Origin of the sequence: Methylobacterium sp. Leaf93 (assembly GCF_001422345.1) — a bacterium.
GTDB classification, from domain to species: domain Bacteria; phylum Pseudomonadota; class Alphaproteobacteria; order Rhizobiales; family Beijerinckiaceae; genus Methylobacterium; species Methylobacterium bullatum.
This window is the reverse complement of record NZ_LMMS01000003.1, coordinates 102,999-128,811: the sequence shown is the minus strand read 5'-3', so window position 1 is coordinate 128,811 and position 25,813 is coordinate 102,999. Positions and strand designations below refer to the sequence as shown.

Sequence of the window (25,813 nt, the reverse complement as noted above, 5' to 3'; positions counted from 1 at the left end):
CAAGGGGGAGGGAGGAGGAGTTCACTCGTCGTCGTCGTCCATCATCGGCGACGACATCGAGATCGCCCCCATGCTGGACGGCGCGGTCTCCATCAGGATCTCGCGCTTACCGGCGTGGTTGGCTTGGCCCACGATGCCCTCGACCTCCATCCGCTCCATGATCGAGGCGGCACGGTTGTAGCCGATCTGCAGGCGGCGCTGGATGTAGCTGGTGGAGGCCTTGCGGTCCCGCATCACCACCTGCACCGCCTGGTCGTAGAGGTCGGCACCCGCATCGATCCCGCCGCCCGCATAGGCCCCGGCATCGAAGATCGGCGCGTCGATCTCTTCGGCCTCGGCGGCCGCCGCCTTGTCGGCCTTGGAGGCCTTTGCCGGCTTCTCCTCGGGCGGGTTCTCGTCCACGGTGACGGCTTCGAGATAGGACGGCCGGCCCTGGCGCTTCAGGTGGGCGACCACGCTCTCGACTTCCGAATCCGAGCAGAACGGGCCGTGGACGCGGGTGGTGCGCCCGCCACCGGCCATGAACAGCATGTCGCCCTGGCCGAGCAGCTGCTCTGCGCCCATCTCGCCGAGGATCGTGCGGCTGTCGATCTTGGACGTGACCTGGAAGGAGATCCGGGTCGGGAAGTTCGCCTTGATCGTGCCGGTGATGACATCCACCGAGGGACGCTGCGTCGCCATGATGAGGTGGATGCCGGCGGCACGGGCCATCTGAGCCAAGCGCTGGATCGCGCCTTCGATGTCCTTGCCGGCCACCATCATCAGGTCGGCCATCTCGTCGACCACGATGACGATGTAGGGCAGGGCCGAGAGGTCCATCTCCTCCGTCTCGAACACGGCCTGGCCGGTCTCGCGGTTGAAGCCGGTATGGATCTCGCGGGTGATGATCTCGCCCTTGGCCCGCGCTTCCGCCATCCGGGCATTGTAGCCGTCGATGTTGCGGACCGCGATCTTGGACATCTTCTTGTAGCGCTCCTCCATCTCGCGCACGGCCCATTTGAGGGCGATGACCGCCTTCTTCGGGTCGGTGACGACGGGGGAGAGCAGGTGTGGGATGCCGTCATAGACGGAGAGTTCCAGCATCTTGGGGTCGACCATGATCAAGCGGCACTCTTCCGGCTTCATCCGGTAGAGGAGCGACAGGATCATCGTGTTGATCGCCACCGACTTGCCCGAGCCGGTGGTGCCGGCAACGAGCAGGTGGGGCATCTTGGCGAGATCGGCGATGATCGGTTCGCCGCCGATATTCTTGCCGAGGCAGAGGGCGAGCTTGTGCTTGCTGATGCAGAAATCGGCCGAGGACAGCAATTCGCGCAGGTAGACGGTCTCGCGGGTCTCGTTGGGCAGTTCGATGCCGATGACGTTGCGGCCGGGTACCACCGCCACGCGGGCCGAGACCGCCGACATGGAGCGGGCGATGTCGTCCGAGAGGCCGATGACGCGGCTCGACTTGGTGCCGGGGGCCGGCTCCAGTTCGTACAAGGTCACGACCGGGCCGGGGCGGACGGCGAGGATGTCGCCGCGCACGCCGAAATCCTGCACCGTCTGCTGGAGGTTGAGCGCGTTCTGCTCCAGTACGTCGGCATCGACCTCCTCGGTGCCGGTCACCGGCGGCTCGGCCAGCAATTCCAGCGAGGGGTGCTCGTAATCCTCGTTCTCCACCAGCGACATCGGCGTGTGCCGGCCGGCCGGGATCAGCGTGGCGCGGGGCTCGGGGAAGATCGCGCGGGACGGTGACGGGGCGGGCGGCGGGGCCGGCAGGGCGAGGACGGGAGCCGGGGCTTCCTCCATCTCGACCGGTGCGGCGGCTTCGGGGACGGCCGGCGCTTCCGCCACCCGAGGCTCCGGTTCCGGAGCCGGGGCGGTGGCCTTCGGGTTGCGCAGCAGGACCGGGCGCGGCGGCACCGGCGTGAAGACCGGAGCGACCGGCGCCACTGCGACAGGGGAGGGGGCCTGCATCGGGACGGTCTGCGCGACGGAGGCGTCCATCACGGGAGCTTCCGCGACGGGGGGCTGCATCAGGAGAGTTTGCATCGCGGGAGCCTGCGCCACCGGGGCGGCGGGCATGCGGGCCGGGCGGATCGCCGCGCGGGCGGCCATGGCCGAGACGGCAACCGAACGCTGGGGGGCCGGCCCGGTCTGCTCGATGACGAGAGCCAGGGTGGCCGCCTCGGCGACTTCGGCGACGCGGTCCTCGTGGCTCGGCTCGTCCCTGACGGGTACGGACTGGCCGTTATCTTGGCCGTTATCCTGGCCGTTGGCGGGCAGGGGCGTGCCGACACGGTCGAACCGCATCAGCCGGTCGAGGACATAGACGGGGCTGGGCGGCAGCGGGCGCAGGACCGAGATGTCCACGGTCGGCGAGACCGTGAAGGGTGAGGTCTCGTCCGCCTGTGTGCTGACCGGCGCCAGATCCGGCACCGCAGACATCTCCGGCACCGGGGCAAGCTCCCGCACGGGAGAAGCCTCCAACAGGGACGGAGCGGATGCCTCGGCGGAATCGGCCTGGATCGCCGACCACGTCTCGACGGCGGTCGAATCCTCGCCGTCGAACCAGGCGCGCATGGCGGCCCAGTCCGGAACTTCGGTCCAATCGCGGTCGACGGGCAGCGGCGCCGGCTCGGCGGCGGCCACCGGCTCGCTCACCGATGCGGGGATCGGAAGGGGCTCATCGACGATGGCGGCGAGGACGGCCTGCGGGCGGCGATCGGGCGAGCGGAAGAAGCGGACGCCGGGCGGCGGGGTATAGGGCTGGCGCCACAGGGGAGGCGGCGGCTCGGGAGGAATCGCGGCGAGAAGCGCGGCCTCGGCCGCCTCCCAGGCGGCACGCTCCGCTTCCGCGGCGGCCAGGGCCGCGCGTTCGGCGGCCTGCCGCGCCTCGTCCTCGGCCTGTCGCGCGGCGCGGACCTGCTCCTCCTGCGCCAGGCGCTCGGCATCGAGCGCCCGCTGGCGACGCTCCTGCAGCACCGGATCGGGGGTGCGGGTGTAGCGCACCGCCGGGGCGTCCGGCTCGGGCGCGGAATGGGCCGGCGCGTCGTAGCCCTCCGGCGTGATGGAAGCGGGGCGGCGCGGCGAACGGATCAGCACGCGCGGGCTCGATGCGCCGTGGTCGATCCGGCTCTCGCCGGTCGAGTCCATGGCCGCAATGCCCGAGGAGCGGGCGAGATCGGGGGTGGCGCGGTCGTCGAAGACGTGGTCCGGCCAGGCCTGCGCCTCGGCCCACTTGCCCTGCTCTGCCCAAGGCTGGGCCTGGGGAGCGGGGGCGTCGTGCACCATGTCCCGGGGGGCCGTGAGCCAGGATTGCGCCGGGCGCGGCGAGACCAGGCTCGGGCGCTGGGGCGGTCCGGCGAGGCGCCGGGTCAGGCTTGCGCGCAGGCTGATCAGCCTGTGCGCGAGGGCGCCCAAGGTCAGGCCGGGGCGGTCGCCGCCGCGTCCGGGCCGGGAGGGATCACGATGAGAATAGGGAGGCCGTCCCGATGCGCGCATGATGCTCTGGATTGACTCGAAGGGTACGGGTCCGCGTCCTCGACAGGAGCGGTTCTTCCCCAAGCTAGAGCCAACGTCGTTAACAGACGCTTGCCCGCATGCCGCGAAGTGTCGGATCTCCGGAGACCAGGCGCGCTCGCCTCCCCCTGGAGCCCCGGCGCGTAACGGGTTAGATGAGGGAACCCGATGAAGCGTCTCGGATCAAACGGGTTTCCCTCGGCGGAGCCTGCCCGCTCAGCCCCGTGCGCCGCGGACGCTGCGTCACCCTTGCGAGAGGCACCCCGCCCCTTGGCCGAAACGACACAAAGTACCGCCTTCAAGTCCCTCTACCGTCACGGTTTCGCCCGTGTGGCGGCGTGCGCCGGACGAAGCCATCCGGCCGATCCTGAGCGCAATGCCGACGAGATCCTGGCGCTCGCCGGCGAGTGTCATCGGAAGGGCGCGGTCCTCGCCGTGTTTCCGGAACTCTGCGTCTCGTCTTATGCCATCGAGGACCTGCTGCTGCAGGCGACCCTCCTCGACGCGGCAGAGACGGCGATCACCCGCATCGTCGCGGCCTCGGCCGAGCTGACACCCATTCTCGTGGTCGGCGCGCCCCTTCGCTGGCGCCACCGGATCTACAATTGCGCGGTCGCCATCCATCGCGGCCGGGTGCTCGGCGTGGTGCCCAAGAGCTACCTGCCGAATTACCGGGAATTCTACGAGAAGCGCCATTTCGCCTCCGGCGCCGGCCTCCTCGGCGAATCGATCACCCTCGGCGGCACTGTCGTCCCCTTCGGCCCGGACCTGCTGTTTTCGGCCGATGACCTGCCCGGCTTCACCCTCGGCATCGAGGTCTGCGAGGACCTCTGGGTGCCCGCCTCCCCCGGCACGGATGCGGCCCTGGCCGGCGCCACCGTGCTCGCCAACCTGTCGGGCAGCCCCATCACCGTGGGGCGCGCGGACTCCCGGGCGCTGCTCACCCGGTCGGCCTCGATGCGCTGCGCCTGCGCCTATGTCTATGCGGCGGCGGGCCTCGGCGAATCCACCACCGACCTGTCCTGGGACGGCCAGACCAGCATCGATGAGGCCGGCATCCGCCTCGCCGAGGGGGAGCGTTTCGCCGCCGGTCCGGTTGCGACGCTGGCCGATATCGACCTCGATCTCCTGGCCCAGGAGCGGCTCCAGGCGGGCAGCTTCGACGACAATGCGCGCGGGCGCGAGCTGTCCTACCGCACGATCCGCCTCCGCCTCGATCCGCCCTCGGGCGATCTCGGCCTGAGGCGAAGGGTGGAGCGCTTCCCCTTCGTGCCGGCCGACATCGCCCGCCTCGCCCAGGATTGCTACGAGGCCTACAACATCCAGGTGGCGGGCCTCGCCCAGCGGCTCGCCGCCACCGGCACGAAACGCGCCGTCATCGGTATTTCGGGCGGCCTCGATTCGACCCATGCCCTCATCGTCGTGGCCAAGGCCTTTGACAGGCTCGGCCTCCCACGGACGGACATCCTCGCCTACACCCTGCCGGGCTTCGCCACGTCGGACGCCACCAAGGCCAATGCCCACGCGCTGATGGCTTCCCTCGGCACCACGGCGGGGGAAATCGACATCCGGCCAGCGGCGCAGCAGATGCTCGCCGATATGGGCCACCCGTTCGGGCGCGGAGAGCCCGTCTACGACGTGACCTTCGAGAACGTGCAGGCGGGGCTGCGGACCGATTACCTGTTCCGGCTGGCCAACCAGAACGGCGCCATCGTCATCGGCACGGGCGACCTGTCGGAACTGGCGCTCGGCTGGTGCACTTACGGCGTCGGCGACCAGATGAGCCATTACGGCGTCAATTCCGGCGTGCCCAAGACCCTGATCCAGCACCTGATCCGCTGGGTCATCGCCAGCGGCCAGATCGGCGAGGGCGCCAACGCCACCCTGCAGGCGATCCTCGCCACCGAGATCTCGCCCGAGCTCGTCCCCACGGAGGAGGGCGGCTCGCCGCAGAGCACGGAGGCCAAGATCGGCCCCTACGCGCTGCAGGATTTCAACCTGTTCTACACCCTGCGCTACGGCTTCCGGCCCTCGAAGATCGCCTTCCTCTCCCTTCATGCCTGGGAGGATGCGGAGCGTGGCGCATGGCCGCCGGACTTTCCCGAAGCCAAGCGTCAGGTCTACGCCTTGCCGGAGATCCGCTCCTGGCTCGGCGTGTTCCTGCAGCGATTCTTCGGCTTCAGCCAGTTCAAGCGCTCGGCCATGCCCAACGGCCCGAAAGTCGCGGCCGGGGGGTCGCTCTCTCCGCGCGGCGACTGGCGCGCACCCTCCGACGGCAATGCCCGGATCTGGCTCGACGAGCTCGCCCGCAACGTCCCCGAGAACTGATCGACACACTCCGGTCCGATTATGGCACTATCGGCTGCGTCGGGGTGGCCAGTCGGAGACCGACCGATGCAAAGCTACAACGTGTTTTGCCTGAAGAGCGTCAGCGGCCTGTGCTGCGCAGTGCCCGAGAGTCGTGCCGTTCCGAGCTTCCTCAGCGGACGGAACTGGGCGTTCAGCGGACGCCTGAGCGACGAAGCCGAGGCCCCGGCCGATTTCGACGAGCGGGCCGCGACCACGGCGGTGCGCTTCAACGGCTTCTACCTGTTCGAGACCATGGACCAGCGGTTCAACTGAGCGGGCTCGCCCATCGCGGCGATCATTCCTTAAGGGACCTCATGCGAGGGTCCGGCCGGTCGCACCAAGCGGAGCCGGAGACCGGCCGTCATGTCGGACAAACGCAAGGAAGCGCGGCAGAGGACATTCCTCAAGGGCCGCATCATCTTCAACAACGGCGCGTCGAGCATGGATTGCCTCGTGCGCGACCTGTCGTCGATCGGCGCGCGCCTGGCTCTGACCGAAACCGCGACCCTTCCGGAGATGTTCGACCTCTTCATCCCCCAGAAGGAGCGGACCTATAAGGCGAATCTGCGTTGGCGCCGTGCCGACGGCATCGGCGTCGCCTTCGTGGACGAGACCACAGCCGCCACTCCGGTTCCGCCGCCCCCGGCCGATCCGGCCGCGATGCTGACCCTGATCCGTCGCATTGCTGAACTCGAAGCCGAGAACGCCGCATTGCGCCGGCTGATCGCCGCGACACCGGCACCTGCCAGCGTCGCCTGATCGTTCACGCCGCGTCGAGGGCCGCCCGGATCTGCGCCGCGTGGATGCCGAGGAGATCGCTGTCGGCCATTCCCCCCGTATGCCGGCCCAGCGCCACGCCGTCGAAGCGCGGCACGATGTGGATGTGGAGGTGGAACACCGTCTGCCCGCCGGCCGGCTCGTTGTACTGGAAGACCGTCAGGCCGTCGGCGGCGAAGGCGGTCTTCACCGCGCGGGCGACGCGCTGCACGGTCCTGACGGTAGCGGCGAGGGATTCCGGATCGGCATCGAGCAGGCCGCGCGCCGGGGACTTGGGGATCACCAGGGTATGGCCAGGCCCCTGGGGCATGACGTCCATGAAAGCGAGGGTATGCTCGTCCTCGTAGACCTTATGGGCGGGAATCTCGCCCCGCAGGATCTTCGCGAAGACGTTGTCGGGATCGTACTGCGCAGCTTCGACGTTTGAAGGCATGGGCCGGTCTCCATCGCGGATATGCGTCTGCGGTTTTCCGGCCGGTCCTTGCACAGACTGGCCCCCGGCGTCCACGGCGCGGGGCCGTTCCTTCGATGAGAGTTTCGCCGGCATGGCGCATGAGAGCAACGGCGCGATCTACACCGCCGCAGGGGCCAACCTCGCCATCGCGGCGGCGAAGTTCGTGGGCGCCTTCTTCACCGGTTCCTCGGCGATGCTGGCGGAGGGCGTCCATTCCCTGGTGGACACGGCCAACCAGATCCTCCTCCTCGTCGGCCTGTCGCGGGCCAAGAAGCCGGCGGATGCGCGCTTCCCCTTCGGCTACGGCCGGGAGGTCTATTTCTACGCCTTCATCGTCGCGCTGTTCATCTTCCTCGGCGGCGGCGCCTTCGCGGTCTACGAGGGCATCCACAAGATCCACTACCCGGAGGCCTCCGCCGACGCGGTCATCTTCGGCCGCACCATTCCGGGCTTCTGGGTCAACCTTTCCATCCTCGGTTTCGCGGTGCTGGCCGAGGGCTATTCCTGCGCCGTCGCCCTCAAGGCGTTCTGGGCCGAGAAGGGCGACCGGGAGGCGATCACCGCGATCCGCCGGAGCAAGGACCCGGCCCTGTTCACGGTCCTGATCGAAGATGTCGCCGCCCTCCTCGGGCTGATGGTGGCCCTGGCCGGCGTGATCCTCGCCGAATGGCTGCAGATGCCCGCCCTCGACGGCTGGTCCTCCATCGGCATCGGCGTGATCCTGATAGGGATGGCGCTGTTCCTGATGATCGAGACCCACGGCCTCCTCGTCGGCGAGGCGGCCGCCCCCGAGACCGTGGCGGCGATCGAGGAGACGGTGCGGACGGAACCGGGCGTCCGCCACGTCAACGCGGTGCTGACCCAGCATCTCGGCCCCTCCGACATCCTGGTGAATGTCAGCCTCGACATGGAGGACGACCTCAAGGCCGGCGAGGTCGAGGCGATGGTCGGCCGTCTGGACGCCCGGCTGAAAGCACGGAACCCGGCGGTGAAGCGGGTCTTCATCGAGATCCAGGCGAAGGACTCCGCCGCCTGACGGTCAGGCGGCGGCCAGGGCTTTCGCGATGTCGCCTTCGAGATCCGCGGGCTTGGCGGTGGGCGGGTAGCGGCCGATGACCTTGCCGTCACGGCCCACCAGGAACTTGGTGAAGTTCCACTTGATGCCCTTGGTGCCGAGGAGACCTGGCTTCTCCTGCTTCAGATGGGCGAAGACCGGGTCGGTACCGGCCCCGTTCACCTCCACCTTGGCGAGGACGGGGAAGCTGACATCGTAGGTCAGGCTGCAGAATTGCGCGATCTCCCCGGCATCGCCCGGCTCCTGGGCGCCGAACTGGTTGCAGGGGAAGCCGAGCACCACGAGCCCCCCCTCGCGGTGCTTGCGCCAGAGCGCCTCCAGCCCCTCGTATTGCGGGGTGAAGCCGCATTTCGAGGCGGTGTTGACCACGAGCACGACCTGCCCCCGGTGCTGGTCGAGGGGATAGGGCGTGCCGTCGGCGGCCTTGGGGGCGAAATCGAACAGGCTGGTCATGCGGCGGTGCGCTTCTCGACGAGGCGGGCGAGGTAGGAGCTGCCCAGGGGAATGATGCTGTCGTCGAAATCGAACGCAGCGTTGTGGAGGCCCGGCCCCGGCGTCCCGCCGATCCAGGCATAGGCCCCCGGCACCACCATCAGCATGTCGGCGAAATCCTCGCTGCCCATGCGCGGCACCGTGTCGTCGTCGACACCCTCGGACCCGAAGATCTCGCGGGCGATGTCGGCCGCCGCGGCGGCATGGGCGGCGCTGTTTTCCAGCACCGAGAACGTGTCGCGGATCTCCACCCCGATCTCGGCTCCATGGGCGAGGGCGATGCCCTGCGCGACCTCGCGGATGCGGCGTGAGACGAGCGCCCGCAGGCCCGCATCGAAGGTCCGGACCGTGCCGGCGAGATGGGCGCCTTCGGGAATGACGTTATAGGCCGCGCCCGCATGGATCTGGGTCACCGAAAGGACGGCGCTCTTCAGCGGGTCGGCATTGCGCGAGACGATGGATTGCAGCGCCTGGACGAGGGCCGCGGCCGCCACGATGGAATCCAGCCCGCGATGGGGTTCGGCCGCGTGGGCCCCGCGCCCGGTGATGCGGATATCGAAGAAGTCCGCCGCCGCCATCATCGGCCCGGGGCGGATCTTCAGCTTGCCGTGCGGGCCGCTGGGGGTGTTGTGGAGCCCGTAGATCTCGTCGCAGGGGAAGCGCTCGAACAGCCCGTCGGCCAGCATGGCGCGGGCGCCCCCGAGTCCCTCCTCCGCCGGCTGGAACACGAACAGAGCGGTGCCGTCGAAATCCCGCGTCTCGGCGAGATAGCGGGCCGCGCCGAGCAGCATGGTGGTGTGGCCGTCATGGCCGCAGGCGTGCATCTTGCCCGGAATGGTGGAGCGATGGGGGAGGTTGGTCTCCTCCTCGATCGGCAGCGCGTCCATCTCCGCCCGCAACCCAATGCGGCGGCCGTTGGCCGAGCGCCCCTGCAGCACGCCGACGAGCCCCGTTCCGCCTAGCCCGCGATGAACCTCGATGCCGTAGCTCGCGAGTTGCTCGGCCACGAGGTTCGAGGTCCGCACCTCCTCGAAACCGATCTCGGGATGAGCATGGATGTCCCGGCGGATCGCCGTGAGCTCGTCGGCGAAGTCCTTGATACGGTCGATCGGGCTCATGGGCGCTCTTCGTCCTTTTCGGTCTCGGGATCGGCCATCGTGCAGTCCCGGCGAAACGGGGTCATCTCACCGAGCACCGAGGCCGCCTCGAGCACGTGGTCGCGCTCGCGGCGGAGATAATCGGCGACGGCGCGGCGCAGGGCGGGATCGGCGATGTCGTGAGCCGAATGCATCAGCACCGGCCGGTAGCCGCGGGTGAGCTTGTGCTCCCCCTGCGCCCCGGCCTCGACCCGCTTGAGCCCGTGCCGGATCGCGTAATCGATGGCCTGATAGTAGCAGACCTCGAAATGCAGGAACGGGTGGTCCTCGACGCAGCCCCAGTTGCGGCCGTAGAGCGCCACATCGCCGATCAGGTTGATGGCGCCGGCGACGTAGCGACCCTCCCGCTTGGCCATGATGAGCAGGATGCGCTCCGGCATGCGCTCGCCGATGAGGCCGAAGAACGCGCGGTTGAGATAGGGCCGGCCCCATTTGCGCGCGCCCGTATCGGCGTAGAACTCGTAGAACGCATCCCAATGGGCCGGGGTCAGGTCGGCCCCGGTGATGTGCTCGATGGTGATGCCCTGGCTCAGGGCGTCGCGGCGCTCGCGCCGGATCGCCTTGCGCTTGCGCGAGGAGAGCGCCCCGAGGAAATCCTCGAACCCGGCATAGCCGGCATTGTCCCAATGGAACTGCTGGTCGAGCCTCTGGAGGAGCCCCAGCGCGCCGGCCTGTTCCCATTCCCGCTCCTGCATGAAGGTGACGTGGATCGAGGAGGCCTTGGTCTCCGCCCGGAGCGCGCGTAGCCCGGCGATCAGCGCGGAAGCGGCCTCGGTCACGTCCTGGCCCGGCGCGATGAGGAAACGCGGGCCGGTGACCGGCGTGAACGGCACGCTGATCTGGAGCTTGGGGTAATACGCCCCGCCCGCGCGCTCGTAGGCATCGGCCCAGCCATGGTCGAACACGTATTCGCCCTGGCTGTGCGATTTGAGATAGCAGGGCGCGACACCGACGAGCCGCCCCTCGCGTTCCACCGCCACATGCAGGGGCAGCCACCCGGTCCTGCGCGAGACGCAGCCCGAATCCTCCAGCGCCGAGAGGAAGGCGTGGGAGACGAAGGGATTGTGGGTCTCGTCCCCCGCCGCCAGGGTCTCGGGCGACGTGGCGCAGGCATCCCACTCCGTCGCCGGGATCTCGGCGAGGCCGGTGACCGCGCGCACCTGCAGGGTCGGTGCGGGATCCAGCTCTGGCTCGGCTACCGGTCCGGTCTTTTCCATGACCGCAATCTAACCCTGTCGGGCGAGGGGACAAGCGTGCGCGATGCGCGCGGGGAGACGGATCTATCGGCGCTGATCCATAAGCATCAACGCCAGGATATCGCGGATCTCGGCCGTATCGGCCTGGTCGAGGCTCTTCATCCCGAAATCCGCCAGCAGGCAGGCACGCGCGGCGTCCGCGTCGCTGGTGGCAGCCTCCGGATCGTAATCGGCCCGGTGCCGAGCTTCCTGCAACTCGACGAAGGAAGTTGCGAGGTAGCGCACGGCAGGACTGACGGCGGCTCGTTTCAGCTTGTCACGGTAGACAGGGCGCAAGCTCGGCTTATCGAGCTCCTCGCATACCTGCTTCATCCGGGCGTGGGCGAAGCCGCGGTACAGGAGCGTATAACTCGCCTCACCCTGATGGCGCCTGCCCACGAACTCATCAGCCGCGCGGCGCAGAAGCGCGTGAAACAAGGCGTAATAGGCCGTGGAGACGGCCCTGCATCGCCGCGCCGGGTTCTGGCCCGCGCTCCCCGACGACGTCGCGAGCTCCGTTGCGAGATCGAGAAGCTCACGAGGATCGAGCATCTCACCGGACGCCCCACTCATCCTGCGTCACGAGGCGGATGTAGGGATAGGATTCGTCGCCGTTCTCGATCAGTTCATCCCGGACCTTGTGGGCGATGTCCAAGAGAACCTCCGGCCGCCCAGTCTGGCTGGTCTCGGAGAGAAAGGACATGAAGTACGCAGGTTCGTCCCCAGAATCGAGGGCGGGACGAACCCTGATCGCCCGGACCTGCCCACCGGCAATGGCTCGGGCGGCCGCCAGCCCGATTTCCTCGATGCGGTGGATGGGAAGCTGTGCCATGCAGCGAATGTGGTCCCGATGGCGCGATGCGTCAAACCCTCAGGGCCGAAACCCCTCGAACACCATCTGGTCGGCATGCTCGTGCGCGCGTTGGCGCTGGTCGGGATTGCGCACCGTCCAGGTCATCACCGGCATCTGGCCGAGATGGCGGCAGAGATAGGTCGCGGCACAGGGCAGGTCGTCCACGCGCCAGGACAGGAAGTCGGGGCGACTCGCCCCGAGATGCAGCAGGTCGGAGAGCGAGCGCCGCAGGCTCTCCGGCATCAGTGCATAGGCCGGATCGTCCTGGGCGGTCTCGCCGACGATTCCGCGCGGGATGTCGGGTGCCAGAGCGGCGAAGGCCACGATCAGTGCCGGGTCGAAGGACTTCACCGCCACCGGGCCGTCATACCCTGAGACGATGGCGGCCACGCGCTCGACGAGGCGCAGGTCGCCGGTGAAGCGCGACTTGACCTCGACCACGAGGGGCACTCGGCCGGCGATGGTGGCGAGGGTGTCGGGGAGGGTAGGGATCGTCTCGGGCGAGCCGGCCACCGCCAGGGACCGGAGGGCGTCCGTCCGCGTCTCGGCCACGAGGGCGACGGCGCCGGTGAGGCGCCCGAGCGCCTCGTCGTGGAACACCATCGCCTCGCCGTCGGCGCTGAGCTGCACGTCGCACTCGATGGCGTAGCCGCCGGCGATGGCGGCTTTCACCGCCGCCAGGGTGTTCTCGGGGATGCCGGCGGCGCGGTCGTGTAGGCCGCGATGGGCGATGGGCGTCGCGGTGAGCCAGGCGGGGGCGTTCGACCCCATCCTCACTTCACCTCGAACATCGCCTCCACCTCGACGGCGGCGTCGAGGGGCAGTTCGGCGACGCCCACGGTGGAGCGTGCGTGCCGGCCGCGATCGCCCAGAACCTCGACCATCAGGTCGGAGGCGCCGTTCATGATCCCGGCGAGGCCGGCGAAGGTCGGCACGGCATTGATAAAGCCGCCGAGGCGCAGGCATTGCACGACGCCGCGGTCGAGATCGCCCACGGCCGCCTGCACCTGCGCCAGAACGTTGAGGGCGCAGAGCCGGGCGGCGGCGATGCCGGCCTCCGGGGAAATCTCGGCGCCGAGCTTGCCCTTGTGGGCAACGGCGAGCTTGCCGTCGGCTCCGAAGCAGATCTGGCCGGAGATGATCACCAGATTGCCGGTGCGGATGAAGGGTACGTAATTCGCCACCGGGGCCGCGGCTTTCGGCAGCACCAGGCCGAGGGCATCCAGGCGTTCCTTGACCGTGCTCATCCGTCCGTCCTTCCCTGAAGGCATGCCATTCTCGGGGGCACGCCCGACGGGGCGGGACAGAGCACACTTGCTCCGAACCGCGCAAGCTGCGAGCCGCGTTCCCGGCCACCCGAGCCGCACCCGCCGCGCGGGCATCGCAGGACCATCAACGGGACCGCCGGATCGTGTCCTCGCGCACAGCTTAACCCTCAGGCATGTCAGGCATATGAACCCGGCCGATCATTGACAGAACCGGCCAATTCTCTAGTAATCACAGCGGTGCCGCCCGGTTTCGAGGCGGCACTTTCATTTGGTGCCGCGGCCAATCCGCGTGCCCGCTTTGACGATGGGAAGTCGGGATCGTGACATCCGCCCTTCTGCCGACCTACGCCCGGGCTCCGATCGCCTTCGAGCGCGGAGAGGGCGCCTGGCTCGTGACGCGCGACGGCGAGCGATATCTCGATTTCGGCGCCGGCATCGCCGTCAACGCCCTCGGCCACGCCCATCCGCACCTCGTGGAGGCGCTGACCAGCCAGGCGCAGAAGCTGTGGCACACCTCCAACCTGTTCGAGATCCCCGAGGGTGAGCGCCTCGGCCGGCGGCTCGTGGACGCGACCTTCGCGGACGTGGCGTTCTTCGCCAATTCCGGGGCCGAGGCCAACGAGGCCGCCATCAAGATGGCGCGCAAGTACCACGCGGCGGGCGGACACCCGGAGCGCTTCCGCATCGTCACCTTCGAGGGCGCATTCCACGGGCGGACGCTGGCCACCATCGCGGCGGGCGGGCAGCAGAAGTACATCGACGGCTTCGGCCCGAAGGTGGACGGGTTCGACCAGGTGCCCTTCGGCGATCACGACGCGCTGGTGGCGGCGATCGGCCCGGAGACGGCCGCCCTGATGATCGAGCCGATCCAGGGGGAGGGCGGCATCCGCACGGTGCCCACCGAGATGCTGCGCGGCCTGCGGGCGCTCTGCGACGAGCACGGCCTCCTTCTCATCATGGACGAGGTCCAGACCGGCGTCGGCCGCACGGGCCGCCTGTTCGCCCATGAATGGGCGGGCGTCACCCCCGACATTATGAGCGCGGCCAAGGGCATCGGCGGCGGGTTCCCCCTCGGCGTCTGCCTCGCCACGGCGGAAGCCGCGCGCGGCATGACGGCGGGGAGCCACGGCACCACCTTCGGCGGCAATCCGCTGGCCATGGCGGTGGGCAACGCCGTCCTCGACGTGGTGCTCGCCGACGGCTTCCTCGACCACGTCCTGCGGATGGGCCTTCTCCTCAAGCAGCGTCTCGGCGCCGTCATCGACCGGCATCCGGGGGTGATCTCGGAGATTCGCGGCACCGGCCTCATCCTGGGGCTCAAGCTTGGCGTGCCCAACACCGCCTTCACCGCGGCGGCGCGCGACGAGCGCCTGCTGGTGATTCCCGCCGGCGACAACGTGGTCCGACTCTTGCCGCCGTTGATCGTCTCCGAGGCGGACGTGGCCGAGGCGGTCGAGCGCCTCGACGCCACGGCCGGACGGCTCGGCGCGCAGATGCGCGGAGCCGCGGAGTAACGCATGGCCGTCCGGGTCCGGCCTCGTCGCCGGACCGCGACGCCGGCACGACCGATATGCCCAACACGAAGAACGAGCCGATGATTCCCCAGACCAACGGGACCGCCACCGGGCCCCGCCACTTCCTCGACCTGAAGGACTTCTCCGGCGAGGATCTGCGTGCCGTCCTGACCTCCGCGGCCGCGATGAAGGGCCGTCGCCGCAAGGGCGAGATCGCCGCCGAGCGCCCGCTGACGGGCAAGATGCTGGCGATGGTGTTCGACCGGCCCTCTACCCGCACCCGCGTCTCCTTCGACGTCGCCATGCGCGAGCTCGGCGGCGAGACGCTGATGCTGACGGGCAGCGAGATGCAGCTCGGCCGTGGCGAGACAGTGGGCGACACCGCCCGCGTGCTGTCGCGCTACGTCGACGCGATCATGATCCGCATCCTCGACCACGACACGATGCTGGAACTGGCCGACTTTGCCGAGGTACCGGTGATCAACGCCCTGACCAAGGTCTCGCATCCCTGCCAGATCATGGCCGACGTGCTGACCTTCGAGGAGCATCGCGGGCCGATCCAGGGGCGCACCATCGCCTGGTCGGGGGACGCCAACAACGTGCTGGCCTCCTGGGTGCACGCGGCGGCGCGGTTCGACTTCACCCTCAACATCGCCGCCCCCCTCGAACTGTCGGCGCCGCCGGCCCTCCTCGCCTGGGCCAGGGCCGAGGGCGCGCGCATCAACGTCACCACCGACGCCTTCGAGGCGGTGGACGGGGCGGATGCCGTCGTCACCGATTGCTGGGTCTCCATGGGCGACGACGACGAGCATTACCGCCACAACCTGCTGTCGCCCTATCAGGTCAACGCCAAGCTGATGGCGGCGGCCAAGAACGATGCGATCTTCATGCACTGCCTCCCCGCCCATCGCGGCGAGGAGGTGACCGCCGAGATCATGGACGGCCCACGCTCGGTGGTGTTCGACGAGGCCGAGAACCGGCTCCACGCGCAGAAGGGCATTCTGGCTTGGTGCCTGGGGGCGTGAGGAACGGCCCGGACGCGCTCGCCCATATCCGCTGACGACGATCTCGGTCGAGACCTTCCGACTGCGCCGGTGGCGGATGTGGTGTTCGCGCGGGGCGGAAGGCCGTGTGAAACGGCGAGCTCATCCCTATATCCGGTCCTGGATGCACGGTAGGCGGTCGAGTGCCATACTCGACGATGCAGACAGTCGCGATCCTCGCAGCGTTGCTCATCCCCCGCGCGACGTCACCCTGAGGTGCCGCGAAGCGGCCTCGAAGGAGATTTCCAGTGTTCGTCGCGCGAACTGGAGGCCTCCTTCGAGGCCTTCGCTTTGCTACGGCGCCTCAGGATGAGGTCGAGATCGAGAATCGGGCCAATGCGTTCGGTCCGCGGACCGGATGGCAAGAGACATGGAGAGGCCATGACCTCCGGACACGAGATTTCCCCCACGATCATCGAAGGCGCCGACGACGTCGCCCTGCCGTTCTCTGTGGAGGCGCTGGACGTGCGAGGTCGCGTGGTCCGGCTCGGCCCCAGCGTCGACACCATCCTGCGCCGCCACGGCTATCCCGACCCGGTGGCGCGTCTGCTGGGTGAGGCGGCGGCGCTCACCGTGCTGCTGGGCTCGTCCCTGAAGTTCGAGGGCCGGTTCCAGCTCCAGACCAAGACCGATGGTCCGGTGGAGATGATCGTGGTGGATTTCGAGGCGCCGGACCGCCTGCGCGCCACGGCGCGGTTCGACGCCGCGCGGATCGAAGCTCTGGGGAGCGCCCCTCTCAAGGATGCCGACCTGATCGGGCAGGGCCACCTCGCCATGACCATCGACCAGGGCAACGAGTTCAGTCGCTACCAGGGCGTGGTGGCCCTGGACGGCCAGAGCCTGGAAGAGGCGGCCCACCAGTATTTCCGCCAATCCGAGCAGATCCCGACCCAGGTCCGCCTCGCGGTGGCCGAGCAATTCGCGGGCGGCGACAAGACCTACCGCGCCGGCGGGCTGCTGATCCAGTTCCTGCCGCAATCCATCGACCGCGCCCGCCTCGCCGACCTCCCCCCCGGCGACATCCCCGAGGGCCACGCCCATTTCGATCCGGGCGCGGCACCGGAGGACGATGCCTGGGTGGAGGCGCGCAGCCTCGTCAACACGGTGGAAGACCACGAACTGGTCGATCCAGAGGTCTCCTCCGAGCGGCTGCTCTATCGGCTCTTCCACGAGCGCGGCGTGCGAGTGTTCGAGCCGCAGGGCATCCACGAGCGCTGCCGGTGCTCGCCGGAGCGTGTGATGGGGATGATCCGCTCGTTCTCGCCCCAGGAACGCCGGGACATGATCGCCGAGGACGGGCGCATCGGCATCACCTGCGAGTTCTGCTCGCGCCGCTACGACATCGACCCGGCCGACATCGAAGCTGGGACCGACGATCCCGCCTGAGGCGTTTTCGCGATGGGGTCACAGGCACCGTGGACCTGAGTAGATGCGTACGACGGGTAACCGCCAACGAAATGTCGTGTCACCGCAAGTCGGCTTTCGATTCAGGGCGCCGCTCCGCAGGCCCGGAATCCAGAGCCGAGATCCGTACAACGACAAGACCTCGTTCGATCCCTCCGAACGACGAGGGGGTCGGACGTTCACACAGACCGACGTAATTTCATCGCGGAAACACGCCGGAGCCGCCCTTCTTGTCGGGAGACCAAAAGACACCGGTATCCTTGATCGGGGCCATGCATATCTACAGCATCGCCTTGATTTGACTATACTCCCTAACGCAAGCTCAAGTCTTTCTCATTGGCGACTTGATTCGAGTTTCTCATGAAAATCGAACCCTGGCCTGAGGGAAGGACGCCAGATGACAGCGAACACACCTCTGCCGGCATTGCGGTTGTTACGGCCCGACCAGCCCGCCGTCTCCCTCGGCCTCGCCGTCAGTTACCTCATGCTGAAGCCGGCCTTCGCCAATCTGCGGTTCTGCGAATGGTCTCGCATCCTCGTGGGCCAGATCGATCGGGGCCATTACTGCTTTGCCATCGATGACACGGGCCAAGTCCAGGGCTTCGTCGGCTGAGCTCTGACCATCCGAGACAAGGCCGAGGCATGGGTCGAGGGCCGGCTCGCGCTGTCCTACGAAGACAGCCTGGCAGGGGAATGCCTGGTGTTCAACGCCTGGTCGGCGAGGCCCGCAAGCTCATCAGCGACTAGCAGACACTATATTTCAAGCGCCACTACCCCGACGGAACGACCCGCCCCGTCCGTCTATCGGTGAACGATTTCGTCTCCGGTCACATTAATCGCAAGATGGACGCGAGTCGTCAATCAGGTTTGACAGTATCGCAACAGTGTCGATCCGATTGACGGCATGCTTCAATCACATCAATCGACGCACCATCGTCTTACGATGACGATTTCCATGAGAAGCTCCTCGACGGCTCCTCAAGTGATCTTACAGCATCGCCATTCCGACTGCTACATCAGCATATGTCGTGCATTCGCGCGGGCGCCGTCTTGCGAGCACGCACGGAGTGACGGTTACACAATATTCAACTTTCGCGGCGATATCTGACACCTACAAAAGAGGCGCTACGAATCAAGGCTCATCATGTCCACGATCAGATACACAAAAGGCGGCGACTACAACGAGGCATCCAGCTTCGAAGCTATTATACCCGATGGGCCAGTCGTTCTGACCAATCAAAACAATGTCCAAATTGCACCGAATTCTGATTTTGAATATTTCCTTACAAACGGCACTCAGGAATCGCTACTGGTTACGAATGCTCCGCCCGTCGAGCAACAGCCGCTCAATCCCAACGAGGACGGTATTTACGTCGATTTTTCCGACCTCACGAGTGGCCTGACGCTTTGGGGCGGCGATCCAGGGGACGTACTCATTGGCGGCTCCGGTGACGATTCCTTGAAGGGTGGCGGCGGCAGCGACATCCTGGAGGGTGGCCTGGGCGAAAATACCATCCAAGGCAACGGCGGAAACGATACGATCAGCTACGAACACTTTGCTGCGCCGACCCAGTATGAACCCGGACGCTGGTCCGGCATCAAGTTGGACATGGAAGACGGGCGCGCGACCGATTTCGACGAAGCCATTCTCGTCGATTCTTTCAGCGATATCTCGAATGTTCGAGGTAGCGCCTACGACGATGTTCTCTTCGGGAGCAACGATACGAATGACCTTTTCGAAGGTGGCGCTGGTGCGGATACCCTCTATGGCCGCAGCGGAATCGATACGGCAAGCTACGTTCATTCTCAATTCGGCGTGACCGTCGACCTTCTGCTTGGGACCGCGTCAGGAGGCGATGCCGAAGGTGATACCTTCCGCGGCATGGAGAATCTCATCGGCAGCAAACTCGCGGATAGCCTGACCGGTGATGATGAGGCCAACACCCTCAATGGGAATGGCGGTGGTGACAGCCTGAGCGGGATGGATGGTGATGACAGGCTTGTCGTGTCCGATACCCCCACCAGCATCGATGGTGGGGCTGGAAAAGACGTCCTCATCGCCATGGGCGGCGGTTCCGTGAGCCTCACGCAGGGCGCGTTCACCGGTGTCGAAGCCGTCTTCGTTCGCGGCGACACGCATCTCGACATGTCCGCCGTGAGCACCGGAACGAAGATCACCTCCCAGTCCACGGCAGACCACGGCGTGGAGCTCGTCGGCGGTTCCGGCAACGACCGCATCTACGCAGGCAAGGGTAGCGATACGATCGAGGGCGGGGCTGGCGCCGACAAGATCTTCGCCGGCTCGGGGGAAGACACCTTCCTTTTTCAGGCGGGATTCGGTCGCGACAACGTCTACGGCTTCAAGGCAGGGACCGATCACTTCGACGTGTCGGCACTCGTGAGCAGCTTCGACCAGATCCGGATCGGCCAGTTGAATGATGGGCCGCACACCCTGATCACGTTTACGGGCAGCGCAACCGGCAACAAGATCATCCTTCACGACGTGGACGCATCGTCCCTCCAGGCGGACGATTTCGGGTTCCTGACGATCTGACACATCGTCGCCGGTTGGTCTGACCGAGCCCGGCCGGGAATATTCCGCGCCGGGCTTTTTGCCGGGTTCATATGGCCTCTCGCGGCGCTACGACATCGACCCGGCGGCCCTACACGGCCTTCATCCAGGGACGGCAGGCCGGGACTGTGTGCAGCCCGGCGGCCGGGCATGATCGCCCCACGACAGCAAAGCTAAGCCTTACTCCGTGGATCATCAATACTCGCCACCCCAAATCAACAAGATACCCCCAAAATCCCTGGTTGCAGAGCAGCCAGACCACGCAAGGCACTCGATCATTCGCTCAATCGATTGAACGGTTTTGCCACGTGCGACGTTTCGATGGCTCGAAAGCTATGGGAGAAACGTCCATGACAAAATTCGGACTGGGTCTTGCAGCATTGCTGTTCTCGACATCTGTCTTCGCGCAGGGCGCGGCAGTCGGGGGATCGAGCAGTTCAGGCGCGGGATCGGCAGGCGCCGGCGCGCGCGAAAGTGTCGAAAGCGGGCAGGGCGGTCGCGGCGGTGCCGCGAATGCCGAACGGGGCGGGGCACAGCGCGCAACGGAAAGCCGCGACGCGAGCGCGGCGCGGAAGGAATCCTCCGGCGGCGATTCGACTGGGGGCGGATCACGGAACCAGGACATGACCCGCCAGGGCGGGCGTGATGGCGGAGACCGTCAGGGCATGCGCGACGAGGGCCGGTCGATGCGGACCGAGTCCCGGGGACGCATGAGCCGCGATCGTTCCGACATGCGTGAGAGCCGCAGCATCGAGCGGAACACGACCCGCGTCAGCGGCCGCTTCGACGGCGGCCAGCGGTCCGGCCGGTACGTGACGATCCGCGGGCAGAGGGTCGTCTACGGATCGCCGCAATACCGCCGGCTCGTCGTGGTCGAGCGCCGGGGCGGGGATCGTTATGTCCAGAACGGCCGTCGGCGCTACGTGGTCATCCGCGGTCAGCGCGTCGTCTACGGCTCGCCCGAATACCGGCGTCTGGTCACGATCCAGCAGACGGGTCCGCGGCGCTCGGGGGGCCGCTACGTGGTCATCCGTGGTCAGCGGGTGGTCTACGGCTCACCCGAGTACCGGCGCCTCACCGTCACCACCGTGCGGAGCGGTCGTGACAGCGTCTCGGTGAGCGGTCGCACCACCGAGCGCTACCGTGGCGGCGGGGAGCGGGTGTCCGGCCGCGCGACGATGCGCAGCGAGAGCGGCATGCGCCGCGACGACAATCGCGCCGGCGAGGCCAATCGTACGGCCGGCGCACGCAACGGCATGCAGGGGAACGAGGCCGAGCGAGGCGGCACGCGCAATGCCGGTCGCGAAGACGGCCAGGCGGGTAGCCGGGATGGCGGCATCCGCAATGCGGCGGATCGTGGCGAGAGCGGCGCCGCAAAGCCGGCCGGCATGAACGGCCGGAGCGGTGGCGCGGAGCGCAGCAGGAGTGAGGGCGGCAGAAGCGAGGGTGGCATGCCCGGCGGACGCAACTGATCCGCACGTGCCTCCGACGATGATACGACGGTAAGGGGGAGGGGGCACATCGTGCCGCCTCCCCCTTTCTCGTGACCCGCCTTCGGGCCGGTGGTCGAGTCAGGCGAAGTGTTTCGACAGTTTCAGCCCCTGCGCCTGGTAGTTCGACCCGGCATCGGCGCCGTAGAGGGTGGCGGGGCGCTCGGCCATGCGCTCGTAGACGAGGCGGCCGACGATCTGACCGTCCTCCAGCAGGAACGGGACGTCGCGCGAGCGCACTTCGAGCACCGCCCGCGCGCCGGCTCCCCCTGCCCCGGCATAGCCGAAGCCGGGGTCGAAGAAGCCGGCGTAATGGACCCGGAACTCACCCACCAGCGGATCGAACGGCACCATCTCGGCGGCGAAATCCGGCGGCACCTGCACCGCTTCCTTGGAGGCGAGGATGTAGAACTGGCCGGGATCGAGGATCAGCGCGCCAGAGCCGTCGGCGGCCAGCGGCTCCCAGAAATCCGCGGTCCGGTGCCGGCCCGGCGCGTCGACATCGACGAGGCCTGTATGGCGCTTGGCGCGATAACCAATGAGCCCTTCGAAGCCGGCGAGATCCACCGAGACGGCGATGCCACCCTGGAAGGACGGGTTGGCTGAGCCCACGAGCGGCGTGGCCGCATGAAGCGAGGCGAGTTCGGCGTCGGTGAGGCGTGGCTCTCCCCGGCGGAAGCGGATCTGCGACAGGCGTGACCCGGTACGGACGCGCACCGGGAAAGTGCGCGGCGAGATTTCGGCATAGAGCCGGCCCCGGTATCCCGCCTCGACCTGGTCGAAGGCCTGGCCCCGGTCAGTGATGACGCGGGTGAACACGTCGATGCGGCCGGTGGAGCTTTTCGGGTTCGCGCTGGCCGCCACGTCCGCCGGAAGGGCCAGGGTCTCCTGCAATTCGGCGATGTAGACGCAGCCGGTCTCCAGCACCGCGCCGGCGGTCAGGTCGATCTCATGAAGGGCGAAGGCCGCGATACAGGCGGAGACCGGGCGGGCACCGGGCAGGAAGCTCGTGCGGACCCGGAAGGCGCGGGACCCCAGGCGCAGATCGAGGCTCGCCGGCTGGACCTGATCGGCGGCGAAGGGGGTTTCGGGGAGGATGGCGCCGGCGGCATGCAGGGCCTGGATCCCTTGCGCCGCCAGAATGCCCCCGGACCGGTCGCTGAGGGGAGAGGGCGGGCTCGTCGGCGCCGTGTCCTGGTTGGTATCCGGCATGGTCTCGCGTCGCCCGCTCCGCACTGGGCCGCCTTCCCCGGCTGGGGTTCAGGAATGCCGCATGGTTCGACGCACCATCCTACCGCATCGCTGAAGGCGCGGTTAAGCCTCCTCGTGATCGATCCGCAGCACGATCCAGGCGACGACGAGGCGGGCGATGGCCCCCATGGCGATCAGGCCCGCCAGCGCGCTGGCCAGAGGGGGAAAGCCTGCGGGCCAGAGCAGGAGCGCCACGGCGAAGAGCACGGCGCCGAGCCCGGCCGCCGGGCCGAAGGCCAGGACCAGCGAGGGCAGCCCGGCGATCCGGGGCGCCGGGCCGCGCCGGGCCAGCAAGGCGCCCGCCAGCAGCGCGAGGCCGTCGAGCACCAGCGCTCCCCCCAGGGCGAGCGCCGCCCAGCCGTTCCGCTCCGGCGCGTTCCAGGCGAAGGCACCGGCCAGGAGAGCGATGGCGAGGCTGGCGAGGACGGCCCGGCTCGGAAACGGGGCGGGCAGGGGCGAGACGGTCTCCTCGACCACGGGGCACGACCTTCCCATTGGAGCGGGCAGCCCCGCATTCAGCATGATTGACGCGATTTCGCCCGGGACGTACCACGGCGAAAAGGCTATGTCGCTTATTGGTGGGCGACGGCACGGGAGGCTTTGAAGGCGATGTACAAGGCCCAGACGCGCGGCATCAGCGTGACCGTCCAGCCCCGCTTCGTCGAGGAGGAATCCTCGCCCGACGAGAGCCGCTACTTCTTCGCCTACACCGTCGAGATCGTGAATAACGGTTCCGAGCAGGTGCAGCTGCGCTCGCGCCACTGGCGCATTGTCGATGGGCGCGGCGAGACCCAGGAGGTGCGCGGCGCCGGCGTCGTCGGCAAGCAGCCCGTGCTCGGCCCCGGCGAGTCGTTCAGCTATACCAGCGGTTGCCCGCTCACCACGCCCGATGGGCTGATGGCCGGCAGCTACACCATGTCGACCACCGCCGGAGAGAGCTTCGAGGCCGAGATCCCCGCCTTCTCCCTCGATTCGCCGCACGTCCGCCGCAGCGTCCATTAAGCCGATGTCGGGCGGCGGAGAACGGTTGAGCACGCTCGACCTGCTGGCGCGCCTCGTCGCCTTCGACACGGAGAGTTCGCGCTCCAACCTCGCACTCATCGACGGCGTCTGCGCCTATCTCGACGGCTGGGGCGTGAGCCATGTGCGCATCCCCAATGAAGCGGGCGACAAGGCAGCGATCTTCGCGACGATCGGCCCGATGGTGGATGGCGGTATCGTCCTCTCTGGCCATACCGACGTGGTGCCGGTGACGGGACAGACCTGGAGCAGCGACCCCTTCACCCTGCGGATCGCGGATGGGCGCGCCTATGGGCGCGGCTCCGTGGACATGAAGGGCTTCTGCGCCCTGGCGCTCTCCGCCGTGCCGGACATGCTCGCCGCTGACCTCAAGCGGCCGATCCATATCCTGCTCTCCTACGACGAGGAGACCACCTGCCTCGGCGTCGCCGACACTATCGCCCGCTTCGGCAAGGACCTGCCCCGCCCAGGCGCGGTGATCGTGGGCGAGCCCACCGATCTCGAAGTGGCGGACGCGCACAAGAGCATCGTGACCTATCTCACCACCGTCCACGGCCACGAGGCGCATTCGGCCAAGCCCATGCTCGGCGCCAACGCGGTGATGGCGGCAGCCGAGCTCGTCTCCGAATTGAACCGCATCGCCGATGCGATGATCGAGCGGGGCGACGCATCGGGCCGCTTCGACCCGCCCTCCACCACCGTGCATGTGGGCACGATCTCCGGCGGGACGGCGCGCAACATCCTGCCCAAGATCTGTACCTTCCACTGGGAGTTCCGCGGCCTGCCCGATCTCGACATGGCCGAGATCCCGGCCCTGTTCGCCGCCAAGGTCGAAACGGTGCTGAAGGACCGGCTCAACCGCTACGGGAATTACGGGCGGATCGAGACCATCGAAGAGGTGGCGGTGCCGGGCCTCGCCCCCGAGCCGGGCTCCGAGGCCGAGCGCCTGACCCTGCGGGTGGCGGGTCGCAACCACACCATCTCCGTCTCCTACGCCACCGAGGCGGGACGCTTCCAGAAGGCGGGCATCCCCACCGTGGTCTGCGGACCCGGCTCCATCGACCAGGCCCACCAGCCGGACGAGTACATCACCCTCGCCGCCCTCGAGGCCGGCGAGGCGTTCATGCGCCGTCTCATCACGGAATGCGTCGTGACTCCATGAGCAAGTTCGCTCCCCGCACCATCGCGGCCGACGGCCCGGTGAAGCTCCGGCCGCTGGAGCGCGAAGACCTGATGTTCGTGCATCAGCTCAACAACAACGACAGCATCATGCGCTACTGGTTCGAGGAGGCCTACGAGTCCTTCGCCGAACTGGCGCAGCTCTACGAGCGCAACATCCACAACCAGACAGAGCGGCGCTTCATCATCGCCAATTCGGAGGGCGCGCCGGCCGGCCTCGTGGAGCTCGTGGAGATCAACCACCTGCATCGGCGCTGCGAATTCCAGATCGCGATCCATCCGGCTTTCCAGGGCCAGGGCTACGCGCCGCGCGCCACCCGCATCGCCATGGATTACGCCTTCAGCGTCCTCAATATCCACAAGCTTTACCTGCATGTGGACAAGGACAATGCGCGTGCCGTCCGCATCTACGAACGCTGCGGCTTCGTGCCCGAGGGCATTTTGAAGGACGAGTTCTTCGTCAACGGCAAGTACCGCGACGCGGTGCGCATGTGCCTGTTCCAACCGGAATACCTGGCCCGGCGCGGCAGCGGCGATATTTCGGAGCCGGTGCTGAAGTCGTAGCCGTCGGTCCCGGACGGTCTCTGATCGGCCTCGTGCGATCGCCCAGGCAGCGATCCGCGCTCAGGCAATGGCGAAGAACACAGCCAGCGCCCGCGTCACCGCCAGCATCGTTTCGGCATCGAGATAGCCGATCCGTGCGCCAATCTTCTCACGCTTCACGGACATGGCCTTGTCCACCCTGACCTGTGAGCGTTTCTTCAAGCCATTGGCCTCAGTCGGCTCGATGGTCGTGCGGATCAGGGGAGCCTCGACCAGCGTGCCGGATATCAGCAGCACCGTGACCGTGCCGGTTTCAACGAACGCGTCAGATTGGATGATGAGAGCTGGACGAAGTTTGCCGAAATCGCCGGGCATGGCGATGGTGACGAGATCGCCCCGCTTCATGCCTCGCGCTCAGGGAGCATATCGAGGAGCGCCGCCTCCATGAAGGCATCAAGTTCCCGATCGGCCGCATCTATCGCCGCGACGACCCGAGCCTGCCGCGCGCATTCTTCGGCAAAGCCCGCCCTTCGGGTGTCGGGCACCCAGATTTGGATGGGCCGGAGGCCGGCTGCCCGGAGCGCATCACGACGCTTGCTGACGCGCTGACCGACAGTTGCCGACATGACGAGT

26 protein-coding genes are annotated in these 25,813 nt (G+C 67.7%); 13 read left to right on the top strand and 13 right to left on the bottom strand.

Annotation, left to right across the window (positions count from 1 at the left end; all coding sequences use genetic code 11):
- Positions 1-21: 21 nt before the first annotated feature.
- Complete coding sequence (locus ASF26_RS04975) at positions 22-3,486, bottom strand: DNA translocase FtsK (protein ID WP_056250364.1); 3,465 nt, start codon at positions 3,484-3,486, stop codon at positions 22-24.
- 288 nt (positions 3,487-3,774) lie between these two features.
- Here ASF26_RS04975 and ASF26_RS04970 point away from each other — a divergent pair, with 288 nt between their 5' ends.
- The 3 genes from ASF26_RS04970 (at position 3,775) to ASF26_RS04960 (ending at position 6,612) form a co-directional block, all read left to right on the top strand.
- Entirely contained in the window at positions 3,775-5,832 is a 2,058-nt protein-coding gene (locus ASF26_RS04970; protein ID WP_056250363.1) for an NAD(+) synthase, read from the top strand.
- Positions 5,833-5,898: 66 nt separating this feature from the next.
- Positions 5,899-6,126, top strand: a complete 228-nt coding sequence (locus ASF26_RS04965) for a hypothetical protein (protein ID WP_056250361.1) — start codon at positions 5,899-5,901, stop codon at positions 6,124-6,126.
- A gap of 90 nt (positions 6,127-6,216) precedes the next feature.
- Positions 6,217-6,612: a PilZ domain-containing protein gene (locus tag ASF26_RS04960; RefSeq protein WP_056250359.1), complete on the top strand. Its 396-nt coding sequence runs from the start codon at positions 6,217-6,219 to the stop codon at positions 6,610-6,612.
- A 4-nt stretch (positions 6,613-6,616) separates the two neighbouring features.
- Here the strand turns inward: ASF26_RS04960 and ASF26_RS04955 are convergent, their stop codons facing one another.
- Entirely contained in the window at positions 6,617-7,063 is a 447-nt protein-coding gene (locus ASF26_RS04955; RefSeq protein WP_056250357.1) for an HIT family protein, read from the bottom strand.
- A 112-nt stretch (positions 7,064-7,175) separates the two neighbouring features.
- Here ASF26_RS04955 and ASF26_RS04950 point away from each other — a divergent pair, with 112 nt between their 5' ends.
- The gene (locus tag ASF26_RS04950; protein WP_056250355.1) at positions 7,176-8,120 is read left to right on the top strand and encodes a cation diffusion facilitator family transporter; all 945 of its coding nucleotides are present in this window, start codon (positions 7,176-7,178) and stop codon (positions 8,118-8,120) included.
- Positions 8,121-8,123: 3 nt separating this feature from the next.
- Here ASF26_RS04950 and ASF26_RS04945 read toward each other — a convergent pair whose 3' ends face one another.
- The 7 genes from ASF26_RS04945 to ASF26_RS04915 form a co-directional block, all read right to left on the bottom strand.
- Positions 8,124-8,612 carry a glutathione peroxidase gene (locus tag ASF26_RS04945; protein ID WP_056250353.1) on the bottom strand — a complete coding sequence of 163 codons (489 nt, stop codon included), beginning with the start codon at positions 8,610-8,612 and terminating at the stop codon, positions 8,124-8,126.
- A complete protein-coding gene (locus ASF26_RS04940; protein WP_056250350.1) occupies positions 8,609-9,769 on the bottom strand; it encodes a M20 aminoacylase family protein in 1,161 nt (386 codons plus the stop codon). The genes ASF26_RS04945 and ASF26_RS04940 overlap by 4 nt, the downstream gene beginning before the upstream one ends.
- Positions 9,766-11,025 carry a GNAT family N-acetyltransferase gene (locus ASF26_RS04935; RefSeq protein ID WP_056250348.1) on the bottom strand — a complete coding sequence of 420 codons (1,260 nt, stop codon included), beginning with the start codon at positions 11,023-11,025 and terminating at the stop codon, positions 9,766-9,768. The genes ASF26_RS04940 and ASF26_RS04935 overlap by 4 nt, the downstream gene beginning before the upstream one ends.
- Positions 11,026-11,088: 63 nt before the next feature.
- Entirely contained in the window at positions 11,089-11,595 is a 507-nt protein-coding gene (locus ASF26_RS04930) for a hypothetical protein (protein ID WP_056250347.1), read from the bottom strand.
- A gap of 1 nt (position 11,596) precedes the next feature.
- Positions 11,597-11,875: a hypothetical protein gene (locus tag ASF26_RS04925; RefSeq protein ID WP_056250345.1), complete on the bottom strand. Its 279-nt coding sequence runs from the start codon at positions 11,873-11,875 to the stop codon at positions 11,597-11,599.
- 39 nt (positions 11,876-11,914) lie between these two features.
- On the bottom strand, positions 11,915-12,667 hold the full coding sequence (locus ASF26_RS04920; RefSeq protein WP_056250343.1) for a glycerophosphodiester phosphodiesterase: 753 nt from the start codon (positions 12,665-12,667) through the stop codon (positions 11,915-11,917).
- A gap of 2 nt (positions 12,668-12,669) precedes the next feature.
- The gene (locus ASF26_RS04915) at positions 12,670-13,143 is read right to left on the bottom strand and encodes a RidA family protein (protein WP_056250341.1); all 474 of its coding nucleotides are present in this window, start codon (positions 13,141-13,143) and stop codon (positions 12,670-12,672) included.
- Positions 13,144-13,484: 341 nt separating this feature from the next.
- On the opposite strand from ASF26_RS04915, the gene ASF26_RS04910 reads away from it, so the two are divergent.
- The 6 genes from ASF26_RS04910 (at position 13,485) to ASF26_RS04885 (ending at position 21,169) form a co-directional block, all read left to right on the top strand.
- Complete coding sequence (locus ASF26_RS04910; protein WP_056250339.1) at positions 13,485-14,678, top strand: aspartate aminotransferase family protein; 1,194 nt, start codon at positions 13,485-13,487, stop codon at positions 14,676-14,678.
- A 56-nt stretch (positions 14,679-14,734) separates the two neighbouring features.
- The gene (gene argF, locus ASF26_RS04905; RefSeq protein WP_244475829.1) at positions 14,735-15,703 is read left to right on the top strand and encodes an ornithine carbamoyltransferase; all 969 of its coding nucleotides are present in this window, start codon (positions 14,735-14,737) and stop codon (positions 15,701-15,703) included.
- A gap of 399 nt (positions 15,704-16,102) precedes the next feature.
- Entirely contained in the window at positions 16,103-17,107 is a 1,005-nt protein-coding gene (locus ASF26_RS04900; protein ID WP_056250525.1) for an Hsp33 family molecular chaperone, read from the top strand.
- A 415-nt stretch (positions 17,108-17,522) separates the two neighbouring features.
- Positions 17,523-17,738, top strand: a complete 216-nt coding sequence (locus ASF26_RS23035) for a hypothetical protein (RefSeq protein WP_200925883.1) — start codon at positions 17,523-17,525, stop codon at positions 17,736-17,738.
- Positions 17,739-18,269: 531 nt separating this feature from the next.
- Positions 18,270-19,679 carry a calcium-binding protein gene (locus ASF26_RS04890; protein ID WP_156462867.1) on the top strand — a complete coding sequence of 470 codons (1,410 nt, stop codon included), beginning with the start codon at positions 18,270-18,272 and terminating at the stop codon, positions 19,677-19,679.
- A gap of 641 nt (positions 19,680-20,320) precedes the next feature.
- Positions 20,321-21,169, top strand: coding sequence for a hypothetical protein (locus tag ASF26_RS04885; protein ID WP_082477515.1), 849 nt, complete (start codon positions 20,321-20,323; stop codon positions 21,167-21,169).
- Between the two features lie 99 nt (positions 21,170-21,268).
- Here the strand turns inward: ASF26_RS04885 and ASF26_RS04880 are convergent, their stop codons facing one another.
- Positions 21,269-22,399, bottom strand: a complete 1,131-nt coding sequence (locus tag ASF26_RS04880) for a 2'-deoxycytidine 5'-triphosphate deaminase (protein WP_056250334.1) — start codon at positions 22,397-22,399, stop codon at positions 21,269-21,271.
- A 102-nt stretch (positions 22,400-22,501) separates the two neighbouring features.
- Positions 22,502-22,915, bottom strand: coding sequence for a hypothetical protein (locus ASF26_RS04875; protein ID WP_056250333.1), 414 nt, complete (start codon positions 22,913-22,915; stop codon positions 22,502-22,504).
- Between the two features lie 132 nt (positions 22,916-23,047).
- On the opposite strand from ASF26_RS04875, the gene apaG reads away from it, so the two are divergent.
- Genes apaG through speG form a run of 3 tightly spaced genes read left to right on the top strand, consistent with a single transcriptional unit; the run spans position 23,048 to position 25,201 of the window.
- Positions 23,048-23,440: a Co2+/Mg2+ efflux protein ApaG gene (apaG, locus tag ASF26_RS04870; protein WP_018044100.1), complete on the top strand. Its 393-nt coding sequence runs from the start codon at positions 23,048-23,050 to the stop codon at positions 23,438-23,440.
- A 4-nt stretch (positions 23,441-23,444) separates the two neighbouring features.
- The gene (gene argE / locus ASF26_RS04865) at positions 23,445-24,620 is read left to right on the top strand and encodes an acetylornithine deacetylase (RefSeq protein ID WP_056250331.1); all 1,176 of its coding nucleotides are present in this window, start codon (positions 23,445-23,447) and stop codon (positions 24,618-24,620) included.
- Positions 24,617-25,201: a spermidine N1-acetyltransferase gene (gene speG / locus ASF26_RS04860; protein ID WP_018044098.1), complete on the top strand. Its 585-nt coding sequence runs from the start codon at positions 24,617-24,619 to the stop codon at positions 25,199-25,201. Before argE ends, speG begins: the two co-directional genes overlap by 4 nt.
- A gap of 60 nt (positions 25,202-25,261) precedes the next feature.
- On the opposite strand, the gene ASF26_RS04855 is transcribed toward speG, so the two are convergent.
- A complete protein-coding gene (locus tag ASF26_RS04855) occupies positions 25,262-25,585 on the bottom strand; it encodes a type II toxin-antitoxin system PemK/MazF family toxin (RefSeq protein ID WP_056250329.1) in 324 nt (107 codons plus the stop codon).
- Positions 25,582-25,806 carry an antitoxin MazE family protein gene (locus ASF26_RS04850; protein ID WP_056142461.1) on the bottom strand — a complete coding sequence of 75 codons (225 nt, stop codon included), beginning with the start codon at positions 25,804-25,806 and terminating at the stop codon, positions 25,582-25,584. Before ASF26_RS04850 ends, ASF26_RS04855 begins: the two co-directional genes overlap by 4 nt.
- Between the last annotated feature and the right edge of the window lie 7 nt (positions 25,807-25,813).

What these genes read in the sequence shown, in the direction of transcription:
- ASF26_RS04915 (WP_056250341.1), bottom strand. Translation starts at nt 13,143, where the DNA reads ATGAGCACGGTCAAGGAACGCCTGGATGCCCTCGGCCTGGTGCTGCCG.
- ASF26_RS04965 (WP_056250361.1), top strand. Translation starts at nt 5,899, where the DNA reads ATGCAAAGCTACAACGTGTTTTGCCTGAAGAGCGTCAGCGGCCTGTGC.
- argE (WP_056250331.1), top strand. Translation starts at nt 23,445, where the DNA reads ATGTCGGGCGGCGGAGAACGGTTGAGCACGCTCGACCTGCTGGCGCGC.
- argF (WP_244475829.1), top strand. Translation starts at nt 14,735, where the DNA reads ATGCCCAACACGAAGAACGAGCCGATGATTCCCCAGACCAACGGGACC.
- ASF26_RS04955 (WP_056250357.1), bottom strand. Translation starts at nt 7,063, where the DNA reads ATGCCTTCAAACGTCGAAGCTGCGCAGTACGATCCCGACAACGTCTTC.
- ASF26_RS04925 (WP_056250345.1), bottom strand. Translation starts at nt 11,875, where the DNA reads ATGGCACAGCTTCCCATCCACCGCATCGAGGAAATCGGGCTGGCGGCC.
- ASF26_RS04960 (WP_056250359.1), top strand. Translation starts at nt 6,217, where the DNA reads ATGTCGGACAAACGCAAGGAAGCGCGGCAGAGGACATTCCTCAAGGGC.
- apaG (WP_018044100.1), top strand. Translation starts at nt 23,048, where the DNA reads ATGTACAAGGCCCAGACGCGCGGCATCAGCGTGACCGTCCAGCCCCGC.
- ASF26_RS04900 (WP_056250525.1), top strand. Translation starts at nt 16,103, where the DNA reads ATGACCTCCGGACACGAGATTTCCCCCACGATCATCGAAGGCGCCGAC.
- ASF26_RS04885 (WP_082477515.1), top strand. Translation starts at nt 20,321, where the DNA reads ATGACCCGCCAGGGCGGGCGTGATGGCGGAGACCGTCAGGGCATGCGC.
- ASF26_RS04920 (WP_056250343.1), bottom strand. Translation starts at nt 12,667, where the DNA reads ATGGGGTCGAACGCCCCCGCCTGGCTCACCGCGACGCCCATCGCCCAT.
- ASF26_RS04850 (WP_056142461.1), bottom strand. Translation starts at nt 25,806, where the DNA reads ATGTCGGCAACTGTCGGTCAGCGCGTCAGCAAGCGTCGTGATGCGCTC.
- ASF26_RS04930 (WP_056250347.1), bottom strand. Translation starts at nt 11,595, where the DNA reads ATGCTCGATCCTCGTGAGCTTCTCGATCTCGCAACGGAGCTCGCGACG.
- ASF26_RS04855 (WP_056250329.1), bottom strand. Translation starts at nt 25,585, where the DNA reads ATGAAGCGGGGCGATCTCGTCACCATCGCCATGCCCGGCGATTTCGGC.
- ASF26_RS04890 (WP_156462867.1), top strand. Translation starts at nt 18,270, where the DNA reads ATGTCCACGATCAGATACACAAAAGGCGGCGACTACAACGAGGCATCC.
- ASF26_RS04950 (WP_056250355.1), top strand. Translation starts at nt 7,176, where the DNA reads ATGGCGCATGAGAGCAACGGCGCGATCTACACCGCCGCAGGGGCCAAC.
- ASF26_RS04940 (WP_056250350.1), bottom strand. Translation starts at nt 9,769, where the DNA reads ATGAGCCCGATCGACCGTATCAAGGACTTCGCCGACGAGCTCACGGCG.
- ASF26_RS04945 (WP_056250353.1), bottom strand. Translation starts at nt 8,612, where the DNA reads ATGACCAGCCTGTTCGATTTCGCCCCCAAGGCCGCCGACGGCACGCCC.
- ASF26_RS23035 (WP_200925883.1), top strand. Translation starts at nt 17,523, where the DNA reads ATGACAGCGAACACACCTCTGCCGGCATTGCGGTTGTTACGGCCCGAC.
- speG (WP_018044098.1), top strand. Translation starts at nt 24,617, where the DNA reads ATGAGCAAGTTCGCTCCCCGCACCATCGCGGCCGACGGCCCGGTGAAG.
- ASF26_RS04975 (WP_056250364.1), bottom strand. Translation starts at nt 3,486, where the DNA reads ATGCGCGCATCGGGACGGCCTCCCTATTCTCATCGTGATCCCTCCCGG.
- ASF26_RS04880 (WP_056250334.1), bottom strand. Translation starts at nt 22,399, where the DNA reads ATGCCGGATACCAACCAGGACACGGCGCCGACGAGCCCGCCCTCTCCC.
- ASF26_RS04935 (WP_056250348.1), bottom strand. Translation starts at nt 11,025, where the DNA reads ATGGAAAAGACCGGACCGGTAGCCGAGCCAGAGCTGGATCCCGCACCG.